A 16188-nucleotide genomic window follows, 5' to 3' on the forward strand; every position below is an offset into this window, starting at 1 on the left:
GAAAAATCGGACCTCAGCGGATGATGTTGATCAACGCGGACATCATATCCTGCGCGGTCGAGATGACCTTCGTGTTCGCAGAATAGGCCTGTTGGGTTACGATCATCTTCGAGAATTCACTCGCAATGTCCGTATTCGACTGCTCGATGTTTTGACCTTCGATCGTGGTGCCGTTGAGGCCCGTGACTGGGACTCCGGAGTCAAGGGTCTGACGATAATTGCCTGACGAATCCGCCTTCAGTCCATCGGGGTTTGTGAACTGCACCACCTTGATCTTTGCAACAGAGACAGTATTTCCGTTGCTATAGCTTGCGACAACATCTCCGCCTTCGGTGATGTAACTATCCTTAAATGTACCCGATGTAAATCCATCCTGTTTGAGCTCAGACATTGCTATGTTTTTCGCGCCGAAGGATGACAGCCCTTCGCCGTAATTGATAGCAATAGGTTCGAGGTTAACGCCATCAATCGTCGGCGCTGCGAGCGTAATGGAACCTGTATCTGGGTTCACAAGCGTTCCGCCCGCATCGAATTCGAAGGCCGTTCCTGCATTCGTCCATGACGACTTCCCTGGGGCAACCGTAGTGTCGTTTGCATAGAATAGATTCCAGACCGCGTTCTGGGGGGCGGCTGCGTCTTGAACTTTCGCCCATACTGTATTTAGTTGTACAGGTGCTCCGCTGGCTGAGTATATCTGCAGCATTGGGCCTGTAATGCTGCCATTTATGAGTTTATCTGCATCGGTACCCGCAGCAACAGTTCCATTTCCGTTGCCCGTCAGGATAATCGGGCTAGCTGTGCCAGAAAATGTCGTTCCAACCAAAGTGTTGGCGGGATTTTTTGGAAGATCCGCGGCATAGCTGATCATGCCCGTTGCTTTGCCAGGGATTGGCCGTTGCGAAATCTGGATAGGGCCTTCGCTCCCGGCGTTGCCTGTGATGGGGTCGATATTGGTTCCTGTCAGATAAGCTCCTCCGCCATTACGCAGATAGCCTTCTGAGTCTGTCTTAAAATCGCCTCGGCGCGTATAGAGATTTTCCGGCGAGAACGAAGTCTGACCATTGACGTCGCTGGCCTTCGTCTGCACGGCGAAGAAACCCGGCCCGTTCAGGGCCATGTTGGTCGGTATCTCGGTCGCGATGATGTTGCCCTGGATCGAGTTGGTCAGGACGGAATTGGCCCTGACGCTGCCGGATACCTGTCGGCTGGGCGCCTGCTCGGCGACGAGGTCGACGAAGCTGGTATCGACGCGCTTGAAGCCCGTGGTCTGCGAGTTCGCGATGTTGCCGGAGATGTTCTCGAGGGAGAAGCCTTGGGCCTTCATGCCCGAAACCGCCGTCTGCAACGCGGAAAACACATCCATGACCGGCGACCTTTGTTGAAAATGACGTGGACCGAAACTGGTTCATGCCATCATCCGCAAGCGGGATGCCAAATCTAAGCCATTGAAATAACGAGATAATATTTATGGCCGGCCGGCAAGAATGGCCTTTTCCCCGAGGCACCCGGCAGCTTTTGCCGGTTCCGTAAAAGCTTGGCGCGTCGTTTACCCAGCGTTATGCCTGTGCCGATTATCATCCAGCCGTGAGCGCAACGGGCGGGGATCATGAAGAGCAAGCGGACGACCCTTGTCCACCTCATTTACTTCTCGCGCCTGAATCTCGCGGCGGACGCGGCAGGCCGGACGCGTCAGCTCGGCGAGATCACCCGTCAGGCTCAGAAGAAGAACGAATTTTCGGTGATCACCAGTTTCCTGCTGGTGGAGCAGAATTTCGCCGCCCAGATCATCGAGGGCGAGCGCACCTCCGTGAACGACACGTTCGGCCGGATCAGCAACGACACCCGGCATCGCGACGTCCAGATCGTCGAGTGGCGCGAGATCGTGAAGCGGGAATTCGTCAACTCGTTCGTGACCGTCATCCGCAACCCCGCGAACGACGCGGTCTTCCAGAAGGCCGGCTTGCTGCCGATGTTTCAGCGCGGCACGCCGAAAGCCGGGGTCATCCATTCTCTCGCGGTTGCGCTCCAGGCCGAATCCATGGCCAAACAGGGTATCGACCATCTTTTCGTCTGATACTCCATCTCAGCCTTCCTGACGTCGGATATCCGACCCTGAGCTTCGAAAGCCCATGAGCGAGACGCCACCGATCCTGATTGTCGACGATCAGGAGAAACTGTTGAAGCTCGTCATCCTTCTGATGACGCGGATCGGTTTCCCCGACGTCGATGGCGTGACCAGCGGCCCCGACGCGTTGGAGCGGCTGCGCGAGCGCAAATACGCCCTGGTCATCTCGGATCTGGCCATGGAGCCGATGGACGGGCTGACATTGCTGCGTGAAATCCGCGGCGACGATGCTCTGATGAACACGCCTTTCATCCTCACCGAAGCCTCCTTCGATTTCGAGGACATCAACCTCGCTCACCAGGCCGGCGCAGACGCCTTCATCCTGAAGCCGTTCGATATGTCGGTGCTGAAATCGAAGCTGAAACAGGTCATCAACCGCAAGCCGCGCCGCCGCGAGGCGCCGCTTGCGGCCGAATCCGCCTTGAACGTCGATTTCCCGATGCTCGGAAAGTTCTGAGCGGCCGAGCGTCGGCGCGATCAGTCCAGCGCTCGCGCCATCGCGACGAAGCCCGCCACCGGTACTTCTTCCGCTCTGGCCGTCTCCACTATTCCCGCCGCGTCGAGCAGGCGCGCCGGGTCGGGGGTGGCGGCCTTCAGGCTCTGGCGTAGCATCTTGCGGCGCTGACCGAACGCCGCGCGCGTCACTCGTTCGAGCGCCGTCACCGAACAGGGGAGGGGCGTGTGCCTCGGCCTCAAATGGACCACGCTCGATGTCACCTTCGGTGGTGGCACGAAGGCCGAGGGCGCCACGTCGAACAGGATATGCGCCTCGGTGCGCCAGCCGCAGAGAACGCCCAGGCGTCCGTAATTCGCACGGTCGGATTCGTCCGCGACGATCCGTTCAGCCACCTCGCGCTGGAACATCAACGTCAGGGATTCCCACCAGGGCGGCCATGACGCTTCGGTGAGCCACCCGGTCAGCAGCGGTGTCCCGACATTGTAGGGAAGGTTGGCGACGATCCGCACCGGCCCGTCGCCGACGAGGGGGCGCGGGTCGAACCGAAGCGCGTCGGCATCGACGACATCGAGGCGCCCGGGGTAATGCGCGGCGATCTCGGCGAGGGCGGGGAGGGCGCGCGGATCGCGCTCGATCGCCACCACGCGGGCGGCGCCCGCCGAGAGGAGGGCGCGCGTCAGGCCGCCGGGGCCGGGCCCCACCTCCACCACCGTGACGCCCTCGAGCGGGCCGGCCGCGCGTGCGATGCGCCCGGTGAGGTTGAGGTCGAACAGGAAGTTCTGTCCGAGCGCCTTCTTCGGCGCGAGATCGTGTTTCAGCACGACATCGCGCAGGGGCGGGAGACCGTCGTCGCTCAAGAGTGCTGACCTGCAAGTCTGGCGGCAAGGCGCAGGGCGCCGATGAGACTGTCCGGCCGCGCGATGCCCTTGCCGGCGATGTCGAAGGCCGTGCCGTGGTCGGGGGAGGTCCGAATGAAGGGCAGGCCGAGGGTGACGTTCACGCCGTCGTCGAAAGCGATGGTCTTGATCGGGATCAGCGCCTGGTCGTGGGTCGGTGTCAGCGCGACGTCGTAGGTCGCCCGGGCGCGGGGATGAAACAGCGTGTCCGCCGGAAGTGGACCCCTGATATCGATCCCCTCGTTCTGGAGTTGCGCCACGGCGGGTTCGAGCACGTCGCGGTCCTCCGTTCCCATCGTGCCGGCCTCGCCCGCATGCGGGTTCAGCCCCGACAGGACAAGGCGCGGATGAGCGATTCCGAACCGCTCGGTGAGGTCGCGCGCCACGATCCGCGCGGTCTGGATCACGAGGTCCCGGGTCAACAGGTCCGGCACTCGGCGCAGGGCGACGTGAATCGTCACCGGGACCACGGCGAGCGTTTCGCTCCACAGCATCATCACCGGAAGGGGCGCGGCTTTGCCGGGCTCCACCGCGAGGGCCGCGAGGAACTCCGTATGGCCGGGATAAGCGAAGCCGACGCTGGTCAGGACGTATTTCGCGATCGGATTGGTCACGAGGGCGATCGCCTCGCCAGACCGGACCAGACCGACCGCCGTCATGATCGATTCGAGGGTCGCGCCGGCATCCGCCGCACTCGGCCGTCCGGCCACGGCGCCGACCCGGGTGCCGCTCGGCAGGGGCATCACCGGGAGTGCGCGGGGAAAGACCTCGACTGCGAGATCGGGTCCGACCTCCGCCACCGGAACCTGAAAGCCGAGGCTGCTCGCCCGCCCCTCGATGAAATCGGGATCGCCGATGAGGAAGAACGGCGGAAGCCCGGCCCCTTCGTCCCGGGCCAGCCAGGCCATGAGAGCGATCTCCGGCCCGATACCGGCCGGATCGCCCATCGTGAGCGCAATGGGTCTATGCACCGTCATGGCCTGTTTCGTCGCCGAATGAAGGCGAGACCGGGCTCTCGCCCAATCTCACCGGGTCGCCGCGATGCCGTCGGCCGTGCTCGCGATGTTGACGTTCTGGCGCAGGTCGACTTCGCCGAGGGTCTTCAACTCGACGCGCAGCAGCACGGTGCGGTTGCGCTCCGTGACGCCGAGAGCCGCAGCCGTGGGAGAGACGATGTAGTTGAGCGAGAAGGTGGTGCACTCGTCCTGATAACCGCCGCCGATGCTCAAGCCGGCGAGGTTCGCGCGGCCGGGATTGGTATAGACGGGCGCCGCGCCGACGGGATTGGCGAGATAGGACGTGTAGGCGTTGGCGAAATTATCGCGCACGTCGAGATAGTGCGTGAGATCGACGAGGGCCGAGCCGGTGACGAACCAGTTCGGGGTGATGTGGTAGGTCGCCGACGCGGTCAGGCCCTCTCTGCGGTTGTTGAAACCGAGCAGGGGCTGGGCAGCGTAGTAGGAGTAGAACATCGACAGGTCGATGGGCGCGAAAGGTGCGAGGCGCGCGATGACGCCCGTCTCCATGCGGTTGACGGAGAAGTCCCGCTGTTCGAAGCGAGCGCGGCTGACGAAGCTGATGTTCTGGTTCGGCGACAGCTGGAACCGTCCGACATAATCGGATTCCCGACGCTCGAGGCCGGAATCGAGGCCGACATTGGCGAGGTCGCCGCGACGGAACGAGTTGACCCCGGCGACCTGGATGGATTCGCCGAACATCACGTTCGCGTACCAGCCCGACGGCGTCACAACCGAGTATTGTGCGCCGAGATTGGTACGGACGCCCCCCTCGACGCGGTCGTAGCCGGAGAACTTGTCCCATTCGAACAGCGACGTGTCGTCGAAGACGAGGCTCTGCGCGTCCTCGTTGGGCAGACGGCCGATATGGGTCTCGCTCGGACGGATCACGACCTGCGCGATGGGTTCGAGCGTATGAACGCCGAGGGGGCCGAAATTGCTCACGAAGGGATAGCGGTAATCGAGTCCCACCGCCGGCATGACCCTCCCTGAGAAATCCGAATCCGTGGTGCTGATCGTCTGCGCCAGGGCGTTCTGATAGCCGGAATTACGCGGGTCGACGAAGAAGGCGTCGGTGCGCAGATAGGCGAAGGGCGTGAACACCTGGCCGGCATCGTCGATGAAGGTCCGGCGCCATGACAACTGCGCCGATGCGCGCGTGTTGCTGCCCGCCAGGCCGCGGATGATGCAGGTGCTGCGCGTGAAGGTAGTGCAGGTCTCGTAGAGCGAATAGGTCGTCCCGTTGACCGTGGGGTTGAAGTAGTAGGAGCCCGTGCGCGGGATCGCCTGGAAATCCGTGGCCTCGCGGTCGAGATGCGTGATGTTTGCCTCGAAGCGCACTTCGCCGCCGAGGAAGCCGGGACCGTTGATCCGCTTGTCGTAGTCTATCACCGGAGCGACGATCGGCTGCTCCTTCTGCCAATCGTAGCTCGACAGGCCCTTGAAATAATATGCGCGCGCCTCGAACCACGAGCGGTCACCCTGACCGATCAGGTAGGCCGTCGACACTGCTTCACGGAAGTAATCCGTGGTGATGCTCGAATTGCGAACGCGGTAATTGTCGAGGAACCATTTGTCGGTGACGCTGACGACGTCCCAGCCGGTGCGCCAGCGGTCGTTGATGTAGAAATTACCCTTGGACTCGATCGAACCACGGAAGTCGCGGTCCCCCGCGCCGAGAGGGCCCGGAAGGAAGGCGCTGGGCGTCGTCTGGAAGATGCCGGTGGCGCGAATGGTATAGGAACCGGTCTCGAGCCGGTGACGCAGTTCGCCCTGGCCGAGAATCCCCTGCTCGCTCAGGAAGGAGGGCGACAGGGTGATATCGAAATTCGGCGCGACGTTGATGAAGAACGGCGTCGAGACGCCGGTGCCGAGCGCGGTGGAGTTGATGAAACGCGGCGTGAGGAAGCCGGTCTTGCGTTTTACCGTCGGATCCGGCGCCTCGAAATACGGCAGATAGCCGACGGGGATGCCCGCGATCTCGAGGGTCGATTCCTCGAACCCGATGATGTGGGTTTCGTTGTTGTGTATGATCTTGGCGGCGCGCACCTGCCAGAGCGGCGGCGTCTCCGGGTTGTTCTTGCATGGCTCGCAGGCCGTGTAGGTGCCGGATTCGAAGGTCGTCTGCTCGCCGTCCACGCGCTCGCCGCGCGGCGCGGAGAAGCGCGTCCGCACCGGCTGGCCCCGCATTTCGACGGTCTGCTGGATGCGCAAGGCATCGACGAACCCGTTCCGGAAATCGTCCGTCAGTTCCATCGTATCGCCGGTCACGACCGCGCCGGTCTCGTCGGTGAGACGGACATTGCCTTCGGCGAAGACGCGACTGCTGGCCCGGTCGTAGCGGACACGGTCGGCCTGAAGGGTACGCGGGCCGTAATGAAGCTCGGCATTGCCGCGCGCCGTCACGGTGTTGTTGTCGTTGTCGTAGATCAGCTCGGCGGCTTCGACGAGAAGCCGCTCGGCCGGCTTGCCCGTGGGGGCAGGCGCGGGCTGCACGGCAGCCTTGGGCGGAGTAGCCTTGCGGGCCTGGCCCCTGTCACTCTGGCCGGAAGCCTGCGCGCTCGCTCCATCGGTGCCGAGCGTGAGCGCGGCGCCGGAGACGAACGCCAGCAAGCCGGCGAGCTTCGCGATGTCGGAGACTTTACGCAACCCGTGTCCCAACCTCTGCCTCGGCCTCGTTTCGCATCCCGTCACCGACAACGGCATCAGCCGTCCTCCTGATAGAGAAGCGTGAGCGTACCGAGAAGACTCCCTACCACGGCCGGGAACCATGCCGCCACCGGGGGCGACACGATGCCTGATGCGCCGAGGCCTTCCATGACCTGCCGCGCGACGTAGAGGAAGAACCCCGCCGCCACGCCGCCAAGCACAAGCTTGCCCACTCCACCAAAGCGGAAGAACCTTAAGGAAACGCTGGCTGCCACGAGCACCATGGCAACGAAGAGAATGGGCCTCGCCATGAGGACATCATACTGGAGTCGGTAGCGCGTCGCATCCAACCCGGCCCGCTCCGTCCGTGTGATGGTCTCGTTCAGTTGCCAGAAAGGCACAGATTCCGGAGGCGTGAAGCGCTGCTTCACCTGACCGGGATCGAGATTGGAGGCGAGGATATAGGTGTCGTAGCCCTCGGGCGGCTGGCCCTTGGTGAGGAGCCGCGCGTCCTGAAGGGACCAGTAACCGTCGTGCAGCGTCGCACGCGCGGCTTCGATCTGCGACAGGAACACCCCGTTCTCGTCGAACGTGTAGACCGATACCCCCGCCAGGGTGGTGCTACCCTCGATCGCCGTCCCGGCACGGAGGATCGCCTGTCCGTCGAGACTGTTCTGGCGGATCCATAAATCCTTGCCGGAATTGGCCTTCGTGGATTTCGCGAAGATCCTGGCCTCGATCTCGGTCGAGCGCTGCTTCATCGCCGCCGAGAGGGGATTGTAGACCCCCACCGTGAAAGCCCCGATGGCCAGCGCCACCAGGATGCCGGGCTGGAGGAACTGCCAGGCGGAGATTCCGGCGGCGCGCGCGACCACGAGTTCGAGCTTGCGCGACAGCTGCAGCAGGGCCGCCATGGAGCCGAACAGGATCGCGAAAGGCAGGACGCCCTCGGCGACGGCCGGGGTCCGGTAGAGCGAGAGCTGGGCCATCAAACTTGTGGACGCGCCCTCGGTGTCGCCGGCGCGCCGCAGCAATTCGACGAAATCCAGGGTGTAGACCAGGGCGAAGACGGTGATGAACACGCCGAGCACCGTGCGCAGGAAGCGCAGGGCGAAGTAGCGGCCGAGGGTGAAGCCGATCATCATCGCGGCGGCCTCACCTGTCGCCGAGGCGCGGCCGGCGCAGGATGGCGCGGCCGAAATTCGTCAGGGTCATGGAGACGCGTGCGTTCCAGTCCCGCACGGCGGCCCCGTTGAACACGACGAGGCAGGAGATCGCCAGCGCCAGAATCGGGGCGGCGTAGATGGCGAAGACGGCGCCCTGGCTTCGCACGGCCGCGCTGCTGGCGGCGAAGCCCGCGATGCGCAGCACGATGACGGCAATGACCGCACCCGCCATCGCTAGACCGCGACCCTGGCGCGTCGTGCGCGGATCGCCCAAAGCCGCGAAGGCGATGAGGGTCAGGGCGAGAGGATAGAGCCAGGCCGAGAGCCGGTCATGCACTTCCGCGCGGAAACGGCCCTTCTGCGTCTGGTAGTAGGATTCGCTGGTGTCGGGGAAGAGGAGTTGCGCGGTCGACCGTTCGCGCGGCTTGTAGACGGTCTCGCCGTCCGGCGGCGTGAAGGCCGCGAGATCCACCGTGTAGCGCTCGAAGGTGATGATCGAGGAGTCTCGCGAATCTTTCTGCTGCCGGTGAATGCTGCCCTTCTCGAGGGCGAGATAGCTCTGCCCCTCGTAATCCACCGCCTGTCCCTGCTCGGCGAGATAGACCACCGTCTTCCCGGCCTCGCGCTTGTCCTGGATGAAGATGCCCTGGAGCGTACCGCCGGGACTGCGCTCGCGGAAATGGAAGGTGATGCCACTGTCGAGCTCGGTGAACTGGCCCTCCTTCACCACATTGGCGATGAAGTCGCCGCGCACGCGGGTCAACACGTCGCGCAGTTCCTGGAACGAGGACGGCATCACCTGGATCGTCAGAAAGGCGACGCCCGCGCTCACGATGAGCCCCAGGGTGAGGAAGGGACGCAGGATCCGGCGCGGCTGCATACCGGCGGCCGACATGACGATGAGTTCGGAATCGCCGTTCAGCCGGTTCAGGGCGTAGACGACGGCGATGAACAGCGCCACGGGAGCGATGACGGTGATCAGCGTCGGTACCGAAAGCCCGGTGATCAGGAAGAAGATGACGAGGGTCTGGCCCTTGGCCGTGATGAGGTCGAGCTCACGCAAGGCCTGCGTCACCCATATCGTGCTCGTGAGGCCGATCAGGCAGGCGAGGAAGGCCCCGGCCGCGATCCTGAATATGTAGCGCTCGATTTGCGTCATCGGATCTCGCGGCGGGCCCTAGCGCATGGCGTCCGTGGGACGCGTCCCACGGGCCTTCCTCATGCCCCCCGGCATCGTGCCCGTCCACCGATGTCGATCACTCTGGGGCACTTCAATTCGGGCGGTTTCGCGGCGGGCGGATCGCGTTGCGTTCTCCGCATCAATGGGTACACAGGGAGTGTCGCGGCGGCGCGTGTTCCGTCGCACGCACCAATCCTGACCTTCGGAAAGCGTGACTTATGGCGGACGGTATCACGATCGCATTCGGGCCGCTCGGCCCGGTCGGCCACGGCGACATCGTTCTCTTCGTCGGCGATGATCTGGCTCTCTCCCCCGCTGTCGCACAGGCCGTCGGCCGCGGCGCGTCCGATCTGGTGGCGCGCGCCGCCGCGAGCGAGCGGTTCAAGGGCAAGTCGCTCACCTCCCTGGCGCTGCCCGCGCCCGCCGGGCTCGATGCCGACCGGTTGCTGGTCATCGGCGTCGGTTCGGAGAAGGACCGCGCCAAGATCGATTGGCCGGCGCTCGGCGGTTATGCCGCGAGCAAGCTCAGCGGCCGCCAGGCCCATGTCGCCCTCGATTGGCCCGGCGCGTCGGTGAGCCCGGCCAATGCCGCCGATTTCGCTCTCGGAGCGCGCCTGCGCGTCTACAGTTTCGACCGCTACAAGACGAAGAAGAAGCCCGAGGGCGAAGAAGGCCGCGTCACCGCGCTCACGCTCATGGTCGGCGATCCTTCGGGAGCCGAGGCGGCGGCCAAGCAGTCCGAGGCTGTGGCCGGCGGCGTCCTGCTCGCCCGCGAACTCATCAACGAGCCGCCGAACGTGCTCTACCCGGAGGAATTCGCCCGGCGTGCGGAGGAGCTGACCAAGCTCGGCGTCGAGGTCGAGGTTCTCGGCCCCGGCAAGCTCGAAGCCCTCGGCATGGGCGCGCTCCTTGCCGTCGCGCAGGGCTCCACCCGCGAAGCGCGCGTGGTCGTGATGCGGTGGAACGGCGGCGCCGACGCGTCCGAGGCCCCCATTGCCTTCATCGGCAAGGGCGTGTGCTTCGATTCCGGCGGCATCTCCATCAAGTCCGCCGGTGGCATGGAAGATATGAAGGGCGATATGGGCGGCGCCGCCTGCGTTGTCGGCACGATGTTCGCACTCGCCTCGCGCAAGGCGAAGGTCAACGCCATCGGGGCGATCGGCGTCGTCGAGAACATGCCGGATGGCGGCGCGATGCGCCCCGCCGACATCGTCACCTCGATGTCCGGCCAGACCATCGAGATCATCAATACCGATGCCGAGGGACGTCTCGTCCTCGCCGACGTGATCTGGCACGTGCAGAGCGCCTACAAGCCGAAATTCATGATCGATCTGGCGACGCTCACCGGCGCGATCATCGTCGCCCTCGGCCAGGACATCGCCGGCATGTTCTCGAACGACGACGCACTCGCTGCCAAGATCGCCGCCGCAAGCGAGGCGACCGGCGAGGCGGTGTGGCGGATGCCGCTGATCCCGGCCTACGACAAGGCCATCGATTCGAAGTTCGCCGACATGAAGAACACCGGCGGCCGCCATGGCGGCGCGGCCACCGCCGCCTCGTTCATCAAGCGCTACGTCAACGACGTTCCCTGGGCCCATCTCGACATCGCCGGCGTGGCGATGTCGTCGAGCCCCAGTGAGATCAACCGGAGCTGGGGTGCGGGCTGGGGCGTGCGCCTCCTCGATAGGCTCGTCCGCGACAATTACGAAGCGTGATGCCATCCGGCGGCGCGTCGGCGGCGCTCGTCCCGGCCGCCGCCACTTCTCCCGTAGGCGCGATCTCACCGCTCGTGCCTGCGGCATTCCCGCTGATGGCCGCGTTACTCGCGCTGTGCGCTACGGCCGTGACCGGGCTGAGCCAAGCCTCGCCGCTTCCGCCCGAGCTGGCGGCGCGGTTCTACGGCTTCTTCCTGCAGCAATACCCGCTCTTCACCTTCGCCATCGTCTATGGCTTGGCGAGGCTCGTCGCGATGGCGGCGGCGAGCACCGCGTCCCTTCCCCGGCGCATCGTCGGTGTCCTGTTGGGGGCCACGCTACTTCTCGCCCTCAGCCTCTATCCGACCTTCGGCGGTTTCGTGCTTCGCGCAGGCTTTGCCACCGGTGGCATGACCTTCCTCACCTATCAGCCGATGAGCGTTGCCTTCGCCCTTGGTTCCGCTTCGTCGGCCTTCGTGTTCGGCTCGGCCCTGGCGGTGGGCGCACTCCTGATCGGCGGCCGAACCTCGGCGGCATCCTGGGGTCGACGCCTCGCCACCGGCCTTCTCCACAGCGCCGCGGGCTTTCTCGCGTTATGGTTCGCCTTCGCCGTGATCGGGCAGGCTCATATGGCGGGCTTTGGCCCCTGGCCCAGGCGCGCTCTATCGACCGGCGAGGCGGGTTTGGGAGCGTCCCTCGTTCTCGCCGCGTTTCTGCCTCATGCCATACTCGTCTGGCTGGCACTTCGTGACAGATCGCGGCGGAAGAAACCCGGCGCCCCGTCGATTGCGGTTTGATCCGATGACAGGGACGTCGAAAAGATAGTTTACATATGAACGAAGGCGGCACCAAGCCGCTGCGCGGATAACAAGCCGCCGCGCACATCAGAGGGAGGATCGAGATGGTCCAAGGCACGGCCCCCGGGCCGGTTTCCGTGCGCCCATGGCTTTCCATGTATCCGCCCGGCATACCCGCCGAGATCGACGTCACCAGCCCGCGCACCCTCGTCGACATCCTGCGGCTCAGCACGACGCAATGCGCCGCTCGTCCGGCCATCCGATGTTTCGGCACATCCGTCACCTATGCCGAACTCGGTGCCTCCGCCGATGCCATTGCGGCCTGGCTGGTCGCCGAGGGGTTCCGCAAGGGCGACCGGATCGCCATCATGATGCCGAACGTGCCGGCCTATCCGGCGACGATCTATGGAATCCTTCTGGCCGGCTGCGTCGTGGTCAATGTGAACCCGCTCTACACGCCCCGTGAACTGGCGGTGCAGATCAACGATTCAGGCGCGAAGGCACTCTTCGTCCTCGAGAATTTCGCCCATACGGTCGCCGGCGCGGGCGCCGACCTCGACCTCGATCGGATCGTCGTCGCCGGGCCGGGTGACGGGCTTGGCCTCAAGGGCCGGATCATCGATCTCGCCGCGCGCCATATCAAGAAGGCGGTGCCTCCCTATCGACTGCCCACGGGGAAGACGTTGCGCTTCGACGCGGTCGTGCGCCGCGGGCGAAGCCTGCCGAAAGTGTCCGTCCCGGTCGGACCGCAGGATCTCGCCTTCCTGCAATATACCGGGGGTACGACGGGCGCGGCCAAGGCGGCGATGCTGACCCATGCCAACGTCGTCGCCAACGTGGCTCAGTGCCGGGTCTGGTTCTGCGTGTCGGAGACCGATGGGGTCGACCGGGTGATGGTCACGGCCCTGCCGCTCTATCACATCTTCGCCCTGACCGGCTGCTTCTTCCTGTTCATGAGCATCGGCGGATGCTGCCTGCTCATCCCCAATCCCCGCGACGTGGACGGGTTCGTGAAGACCCTGAAAGGCAATCGCTTCACGCATATTTCCGGGGTGAACACGCTCTTCAACATGCTCAACAACCACCCGAAGATCACCGAGGTGGATTTCTCCGCAATCCACTTCGTCATCGCCGGTGGCATGGCCGTGCAGGCTCCCGTGGCGGCCAAATGGAAGGCGATCACGGGCAAGTCCATCGTCGAGGGCTACGGATTGTCGGAAACCTCCCCCGTGGTCTGCGTGAACGACCCGCGGGCGGATTGGACCGGTACGATCGGCTTTCCGGTTCCCTCGACCGATGTGGCGATCCGTGATGCCGAGGGGAGGGACGTCCTTCCCGGCGAGCCGGGCGAACTTTGCGTGCGCGGTCCACAGGTCATGGCGGGTTATTGGAAGCGGCCGGACGAGACGGCGCTGGCGACGACCAGCGATGGCTATTTCCGCACCGGGGACGTGGCGGTGCTTCAGGCAGACGGGCAGGTACGCATCGTCGACCGGATGAAGGACATGATCCTGGTCTCGGGCTTCAACGTCTACCCGAACGAGGTGGAGGAAATCCTCGTCGGCCATCCCGGCGTGCTCGAATGCGCGGTAGTCGGCACCCGATCCGAAGAGACCGGCGAGATGGTGGTGGCGCATGTGGTGCTCAAGGATAAGAGCGTCGATGTCGAGGCGCTGCGGAGCTACGCGCGTTCGCAGCTGACCGGCTACAAGGTGCCGAGGCGCATCGTCTTCCACGACGCGCTACCGAAGACCAATGTCGGCAAGGTGCTTCGCCGGGCCCTGCGCGACGACGCGGCGCGCCCCTGAGCGGCGCGTCGACGTAACCGGTGGCGGCCTCTCATCGAATGGTGACGATAGGCCTCGCTTGCACTGATGCGCGGCGGGGACGATCTTCGCGGGATACAGCCGCCGCAAGCGGCGATCCCACCATTTTCGAGGACGGCACATGTACATCAAGCGCAGTCGCGGCTGGGAAATGCCTGAGCGCCTCGCGACGCCCGAGAGCGTCTTCCTCAACCGCCGCGCCTTGCTGGGCGGGGCCGCGGGCCTCGCTGCGACGTCTCTCGTCGGCGTCGAGCACGCATTCGCTGCCGCCGATCCGACGAGCGGTCTCTATCCGGCGGCGCGTAACGATGCCTATACGCTCGACCGTCCGCTGACGGCCGAGAAGTTCTCGGCCGATTACAACAACTTCTACGAGTTCGGTACGTCGAAGACCGTGCTGCCGGCTGCTAACGCGTTAAAGACCCGCCCCTGGACCATCAAGATCGACGGATTGGTCGAAAAGCCGTTCGAGATCGGGATCGACGATCTGGTCCGCAAGATGACCCTCGAGGAGCGGCTGTACCGCCATCGCTGTGTCGAGGCCTGGTCGATGTCGGTGCCCTGGACGGGTTTCCCGCTCTCCAAGCTCGTCGCCCTGGCAAAGCCGGCATCCGGTGCGAAATACGTTCGCATGGAGACGTTCATGGACAAGGCCATGGCGCCGGGCCAGCGCTCGTTCCTCTATCCCTGGCCCTATGTCGAGGGTCTGACGATGGAGGAGGCCAACAACGACCTCGCCTTCATCGCCACGGGCATCTACGGCAAGCCGCTCGCCAACCAGTTCGGCGCGCCGATCCGCCTCGCGGTGCCGTGGAAGTATGGCTTCAAATCGGTGAAATCGATCGTGAAGCTGTCCTTCGTCGCCGAGCGGCCGAAGACGTTCTGGGAAGGCCTCCAGGCCTCGGAATACGGTTTCTGGGCCAATGTGAACCCGGCAGTGTCGCATCCGCGCTGGAGCCAGGCATCGGAGCGCGTACTCGGCACCGACCAGCGTGTTCCGACGCTGATCTACAACGGCTACGGCGAGCAGGTGGCCGGGCTCTACAAGGGTCTCGAAAACGAGCGCCTGTTCGTCTGAGGCCCGGTTTGATCGGCTTTTTCGGTGGAAGCTTATGCCGAAGCCGATCATCCCAGCAGATCACCTCATCCTGAGGAGCCCTTTGCTTGAGCAAAGGGCCTCGAAGGAGAGCTCCAGCTGTCGTGCTATCCCTGGTAGCCTCCTTCGAGGCTGCTACGCGACACCTCAGGATGAGGTAAAGCCCTGGATTAACAACGCAAACAGGCCTTGAGAGACTTCTTCCGGTCAGTAGGTCCAGCGCTGGGCCTTCGCCACGAGGAAGTCCCTGAAGGCCTGCACGCGCGCCACGGAGCGCATTTCCTCGGCATAGACGAGGTAGCTCTCCATATGCGGCATCTCGACGTCGCGCAGCACCTGCATGAGGCCGGTCTGCCCCTCGACCGCGTAATCCGGGAGGATACCGATGCCGGCGCCGGTTTCCATCGCCTTCTGCAGGGCGGCGATATTGTTGACGGTGAAGTGGATCGTTCTCCGCTCCTGGCCTTCACGGCCGACGGTGGACAGCCAATGGGTCGCCAGCAGGTAGGAGGGTTCGTTGCCGCCGAAGGAGACGAGGCGGTGATTGTCGAGATCCGCGATGGATTTCGGCTCGCCGAACCGCTTCACGTAATCGGCCGAGGCGAAGGCATGGTAATGCACCGTGAACAGCCTGCGCTGGATCAGGTCCGGTTGGGCTGGGCGCCGCATCCGAACCGCGACGTCGGCCTCGCGCATGGCCAAATCGAGTTCCTCGTTGGTGAGGATGAGCTCGACGCGGACATCGGGATAGAGGTCCAGGAATTCCGCGACACGCTGGGCGAGCCAGGAGGTACCGAGACCCGTCGTGGTCGTCACCTTGAGGTCGCCGCTCGGGCGCTCGCTCGTCTCCACGAGACGCGCCCGGGTGTTCTCCAGTCGCAGCTTCATGTCCCGCGCGGCCCGGAACAGCAGGTCGCCCTGTTCGGTCAGGATGAGGCCACGTGCGTGACGGTGAAAGAGGGGAGCCTTCAACTCGCGTTCGAGGGCGCTGATCTGGCGGCTGACCGCCGACTGGCTCAGGCCGATATCGTCGCCCGCGCGGGTGAAGCTGCCAGCCTCGGCAACGTTGAGGAAGATCCGGATCTTGTCCCAGTCCACGGCGTCCAACCCCCTCACGCAGCCCCGTTCCGACGACCGGACTCCCGATGCCGGACCCGGTTCGGTCTGGGATCGGTCTTTGCCGTGTCTCGGTGTGCCCGGCCGCCGTTTCCTACGGTTCGGCCAAACAACACGGGACGCCGAGCCGATGGAACTCGGCTCGTGCTGGTTTTAGGACAACGATCTTG

General features: G+C 64.4%; 13 protein-coding genes. 6 read left to right on the forward strand and 7 right to left on the reverse strand.

Annotated elements, in window-relative coordinates:
• Window positions 1-13: 13 nt before the first annotated feature.
• The gene (locus IPV08_RS09070) at window positions 14-1363 is read right to left on the reverse strand and encodes a flagellar hook-basal body complex protein (protein WP_207411605.1); all 1350 of its coding nucleotides are present in this window, start codon (window positions 1361-1363) and stop codon (window positions 14-16) included.
• A 243-nt stretch (window positions 1364-1606) separates the two neighbouring features.
• On the opposite strand from IPV08_RS09070, the gene IPV08_RS09075 reads away from it, so the two are divergent.
• Window positions 1607-2074 carry a BLUF domain-containing protein gene (locus IPV08_RS09075; RefSeq protein ID WP_056431168.1) on the forward strand — a complete coding sequence of 156 codons (468 nt, stop codon included), beginning with the start codon at window positions 1607-1609 and terminating at the stop codon, window positions 2072-2074.
• Between the two features lie 55 nt (window positions 2075-2129).
• Window positions 2130-2582, forward strand: a complete 453-nt coding sequence (locus IPV08_RS09080) for a response regulator (RefSeq protein WP_056431165.1) — start codon at window positions 2130-2132, stop codon at window positions 2580-2582.
• Window positions 2583-2602: 20 nt separating this feature from the next.
• Here the strand turns inward: IPV08_RS09080 and rsmA are convergent, their stop codons facing one another.
• From rsmA to lptF, 5 genes are read right to left on the reverse strand one after another with little or no spacing between them, the layout of a single operon-like run.
• Window positions 2603-3439: a 16S rRNA (adenine(1518)-N(6)/adenine(1519)-N(6))-dimethyltransferase RsmA gene (gene rsmA, locus IPV08_RS09085; protein ID WP_056431163.1), complete on the reverse strand. Its 837-nt coding sequence runs from the start codon at window positions 3437-3439 to the stop codon at window positions 2603-2605.
• Window positions 3436-4455 (reverse strand): 4-hydroxythreonine-4-phosphate dehydrogenase PdxA, encoded by a 1020-nt coding sequence (pdxA, locus tag IPV08_RS09090; protein WP_207411606.1) that lies wholly within the window; start codon window positions 4453-4455, stop codon window positions 3436-3438. The genes rsmA and pdxA overlap by 4 nt, the downstream gene beginning before the upstream one ends.
• A 48-nt stretch (window positions 4456-4503) precedes the next feature.
• Window positions 4504-7143 (reverse strand): LPS-assembly protein LptD, encoded by a 2640-nt coding sequence (locus IPV08_RS09095; protein ID WP_207411607.1) that lies wholly within the window; start codon window positions 7141-7143, stop codon window positions 4504-4506.
• A 56-nt stretch (window positions 7144-7199) separates the two neighbouring features.
• Window positions 7200-8288, reverse strand: coding sequence for an LPS export ABC transporter permease LptG (lptG, locus tag IPV08_RS09100; protein WP_207411608.1), 1089 nt, complete (start codon window positions 8286-8288; stop codon window positions 7200-7202).
• A 10-nt stretch (window positions 8289-8298) separates the two neighbouring features.
• Window positions 8299-9468 carry an LPS export ABC transporter permease LptF gene (lptF, locus tag IPV08_RS09105; RefSeq protein ID WP_207411609.1) on the reverse strand — a complete coding sequence of 390 codons (1170 nt, stop codon included), beginning with the start codon at window positions 9466-9468 and terminating at the stop codon, window positions 8299-8301.
• 239 nt (window positions 9469-9707) lie between these two features.
• On the opposite strand from lptF, the gene IPV08_RS09110 reads away from it, so the two are divergent.
• The 4 genes from IPV08_RS09110 (at window position 9708) to msrP (ending at window position 14884) form a co-directional block, all read left to right on the forward strand.
• The gene (locus IPV08_RS09110) at window positions 9708-11204 is read left to right on the forward strand and encodes a leucyl aminopeptidase (RefSeq protein ID WP_207411610.1); all 1497 of its coding nucleotides are present in this window, start codon (window positions 9708-9710) and stop codon (window positions 11202-11204) included.
• Entirely contained in the window at window positions 11204-11980 is a 777-nt protein-coding gene (locus IPV08_RS09115; protein ID WP_207411611.1) for a hypothetical protein, read from the forward strand. The genes IPV08_RS09110 and IPV08_RS09115 overlap by 1 nt, the downstream gene beginning before the upstream one ends.
• A 104-nt stretch (window positions 11981-12084) precedes the next feature.
• The gene (locus IPV08_RS09120; protein WP_207411612.1) at window positions 12085-13788 is read left to right on the forward strand and encodes an AMP-binding protein; all 1704 of its coding nucleotides are present in this window, start codon (window positions 12085-12087) and stop codon (window positions 13786-13788) included.
• A gap of 139 nt (window positions 13789-13927) precedes the next feature.
• A complete protein-coding gene (gene msrP, locus IPV08_RS09125; RefSeq protein ID WP_056431138.1) occupies window positions 13928-14884 on the forward strand; it encodes a protein-methionine-sulfoxide reductase catalytic subunit MsrP in 957 nt (318 codons plus the stop codon).
• A 225-nt stretch (window positions 14885-15109) separates the two neighbouring features.
• Here msrP and IPV08_RS09130 read toward each other — a convergent pair whose 3' ends face one another.
• Window positions 15110-16000: a LysR family transcriptional regulator gene (locus IPV08_RS09130; protein ID WP_056431588.1), complete on the reverse strand. Its 891-nt coding sequence runs from the start codon at window positions 15998-16000 to the stop codon at window positions 15110-15112.
• Window positions 16001-16188: the final 188 nt, after the last annotated feature.

It is taken from the genome of Methylobacterium sp. SD274 (assembly GCF_017355285.1).
GTDB lineage: Bacteria > Pseudomonadota > Alphaproteobacteria > Rhizobiales > Beijerinckiaceae > Methylobacterium.

Coding starts and splice junctions, on each gene's coding strand:
- IPV08_RS09080 (WP_056431165.1), top strand. CDS start 2,130: ATGAGCGAGACGCCACCGATCCTGATTGTCGACGATCAGGAGAAACTG.
- IPV08_RS09115 (WP_207411611.1), top strand. CDS start 11,204: ATGCCATCCGGCGGCGCGTCGGCGGCGCTCGTCCCGGCCGCCGCCACT.
- IPV08_RS09110 (WP_207411610.1), top strand. CDS start 9,708: ATGGCGGACGGTATCACGATCGCATTCGGGCCGCTCGGCCCGGTCGGC.
- lptG (WP_207411608.1), bottom strand. CDS start 8,288: ATGATGATCGGCTTCACCCTCGGCCGCTACTTCGCCCTGCGCTTCCTG.
- pdxA (WP_207411606.1), bottom strand. CDS start 4,455: ATGACGGTGCATAGACCCATTGCGCTCACGATGGGCGATCCGGCCGGT.
- IPV08_RS09120 (WP_207411612.1), top strand. CDS start 12,085: ATGGTCCAAGGCACGGCCCCCGGGCCGGTTTCCGTGCGCCCATGGCTT.
- IPV08_RS09075 (WP_056431168.1), top strand. CDS start 1,607: ATGAAGAGCAAGCGGACGACCCTTGTCCACCTCATTTACTTCTCGCGC.
- lptF (WP_207411609.1), bottom strand. CDS start 9,468: ATGACGCAAATCGAGCGCTACATATTCAGGATCGCGGCCGGGGCCTTC.
- msrP (WP_056431138.1), top strand. CDS start 13,928: ATGTACATCAAGCGCAGTCGCGGCTGGGAAATGCCTGAGCGCCTCGCG.
- IPV08_RS09070 (WP_207411605.1), bottom strand. CDS start 1,363: ATGGATGTGTTTTCCGCGTTGCAGACGGCGGTTTCGGGCATGAAGGCC.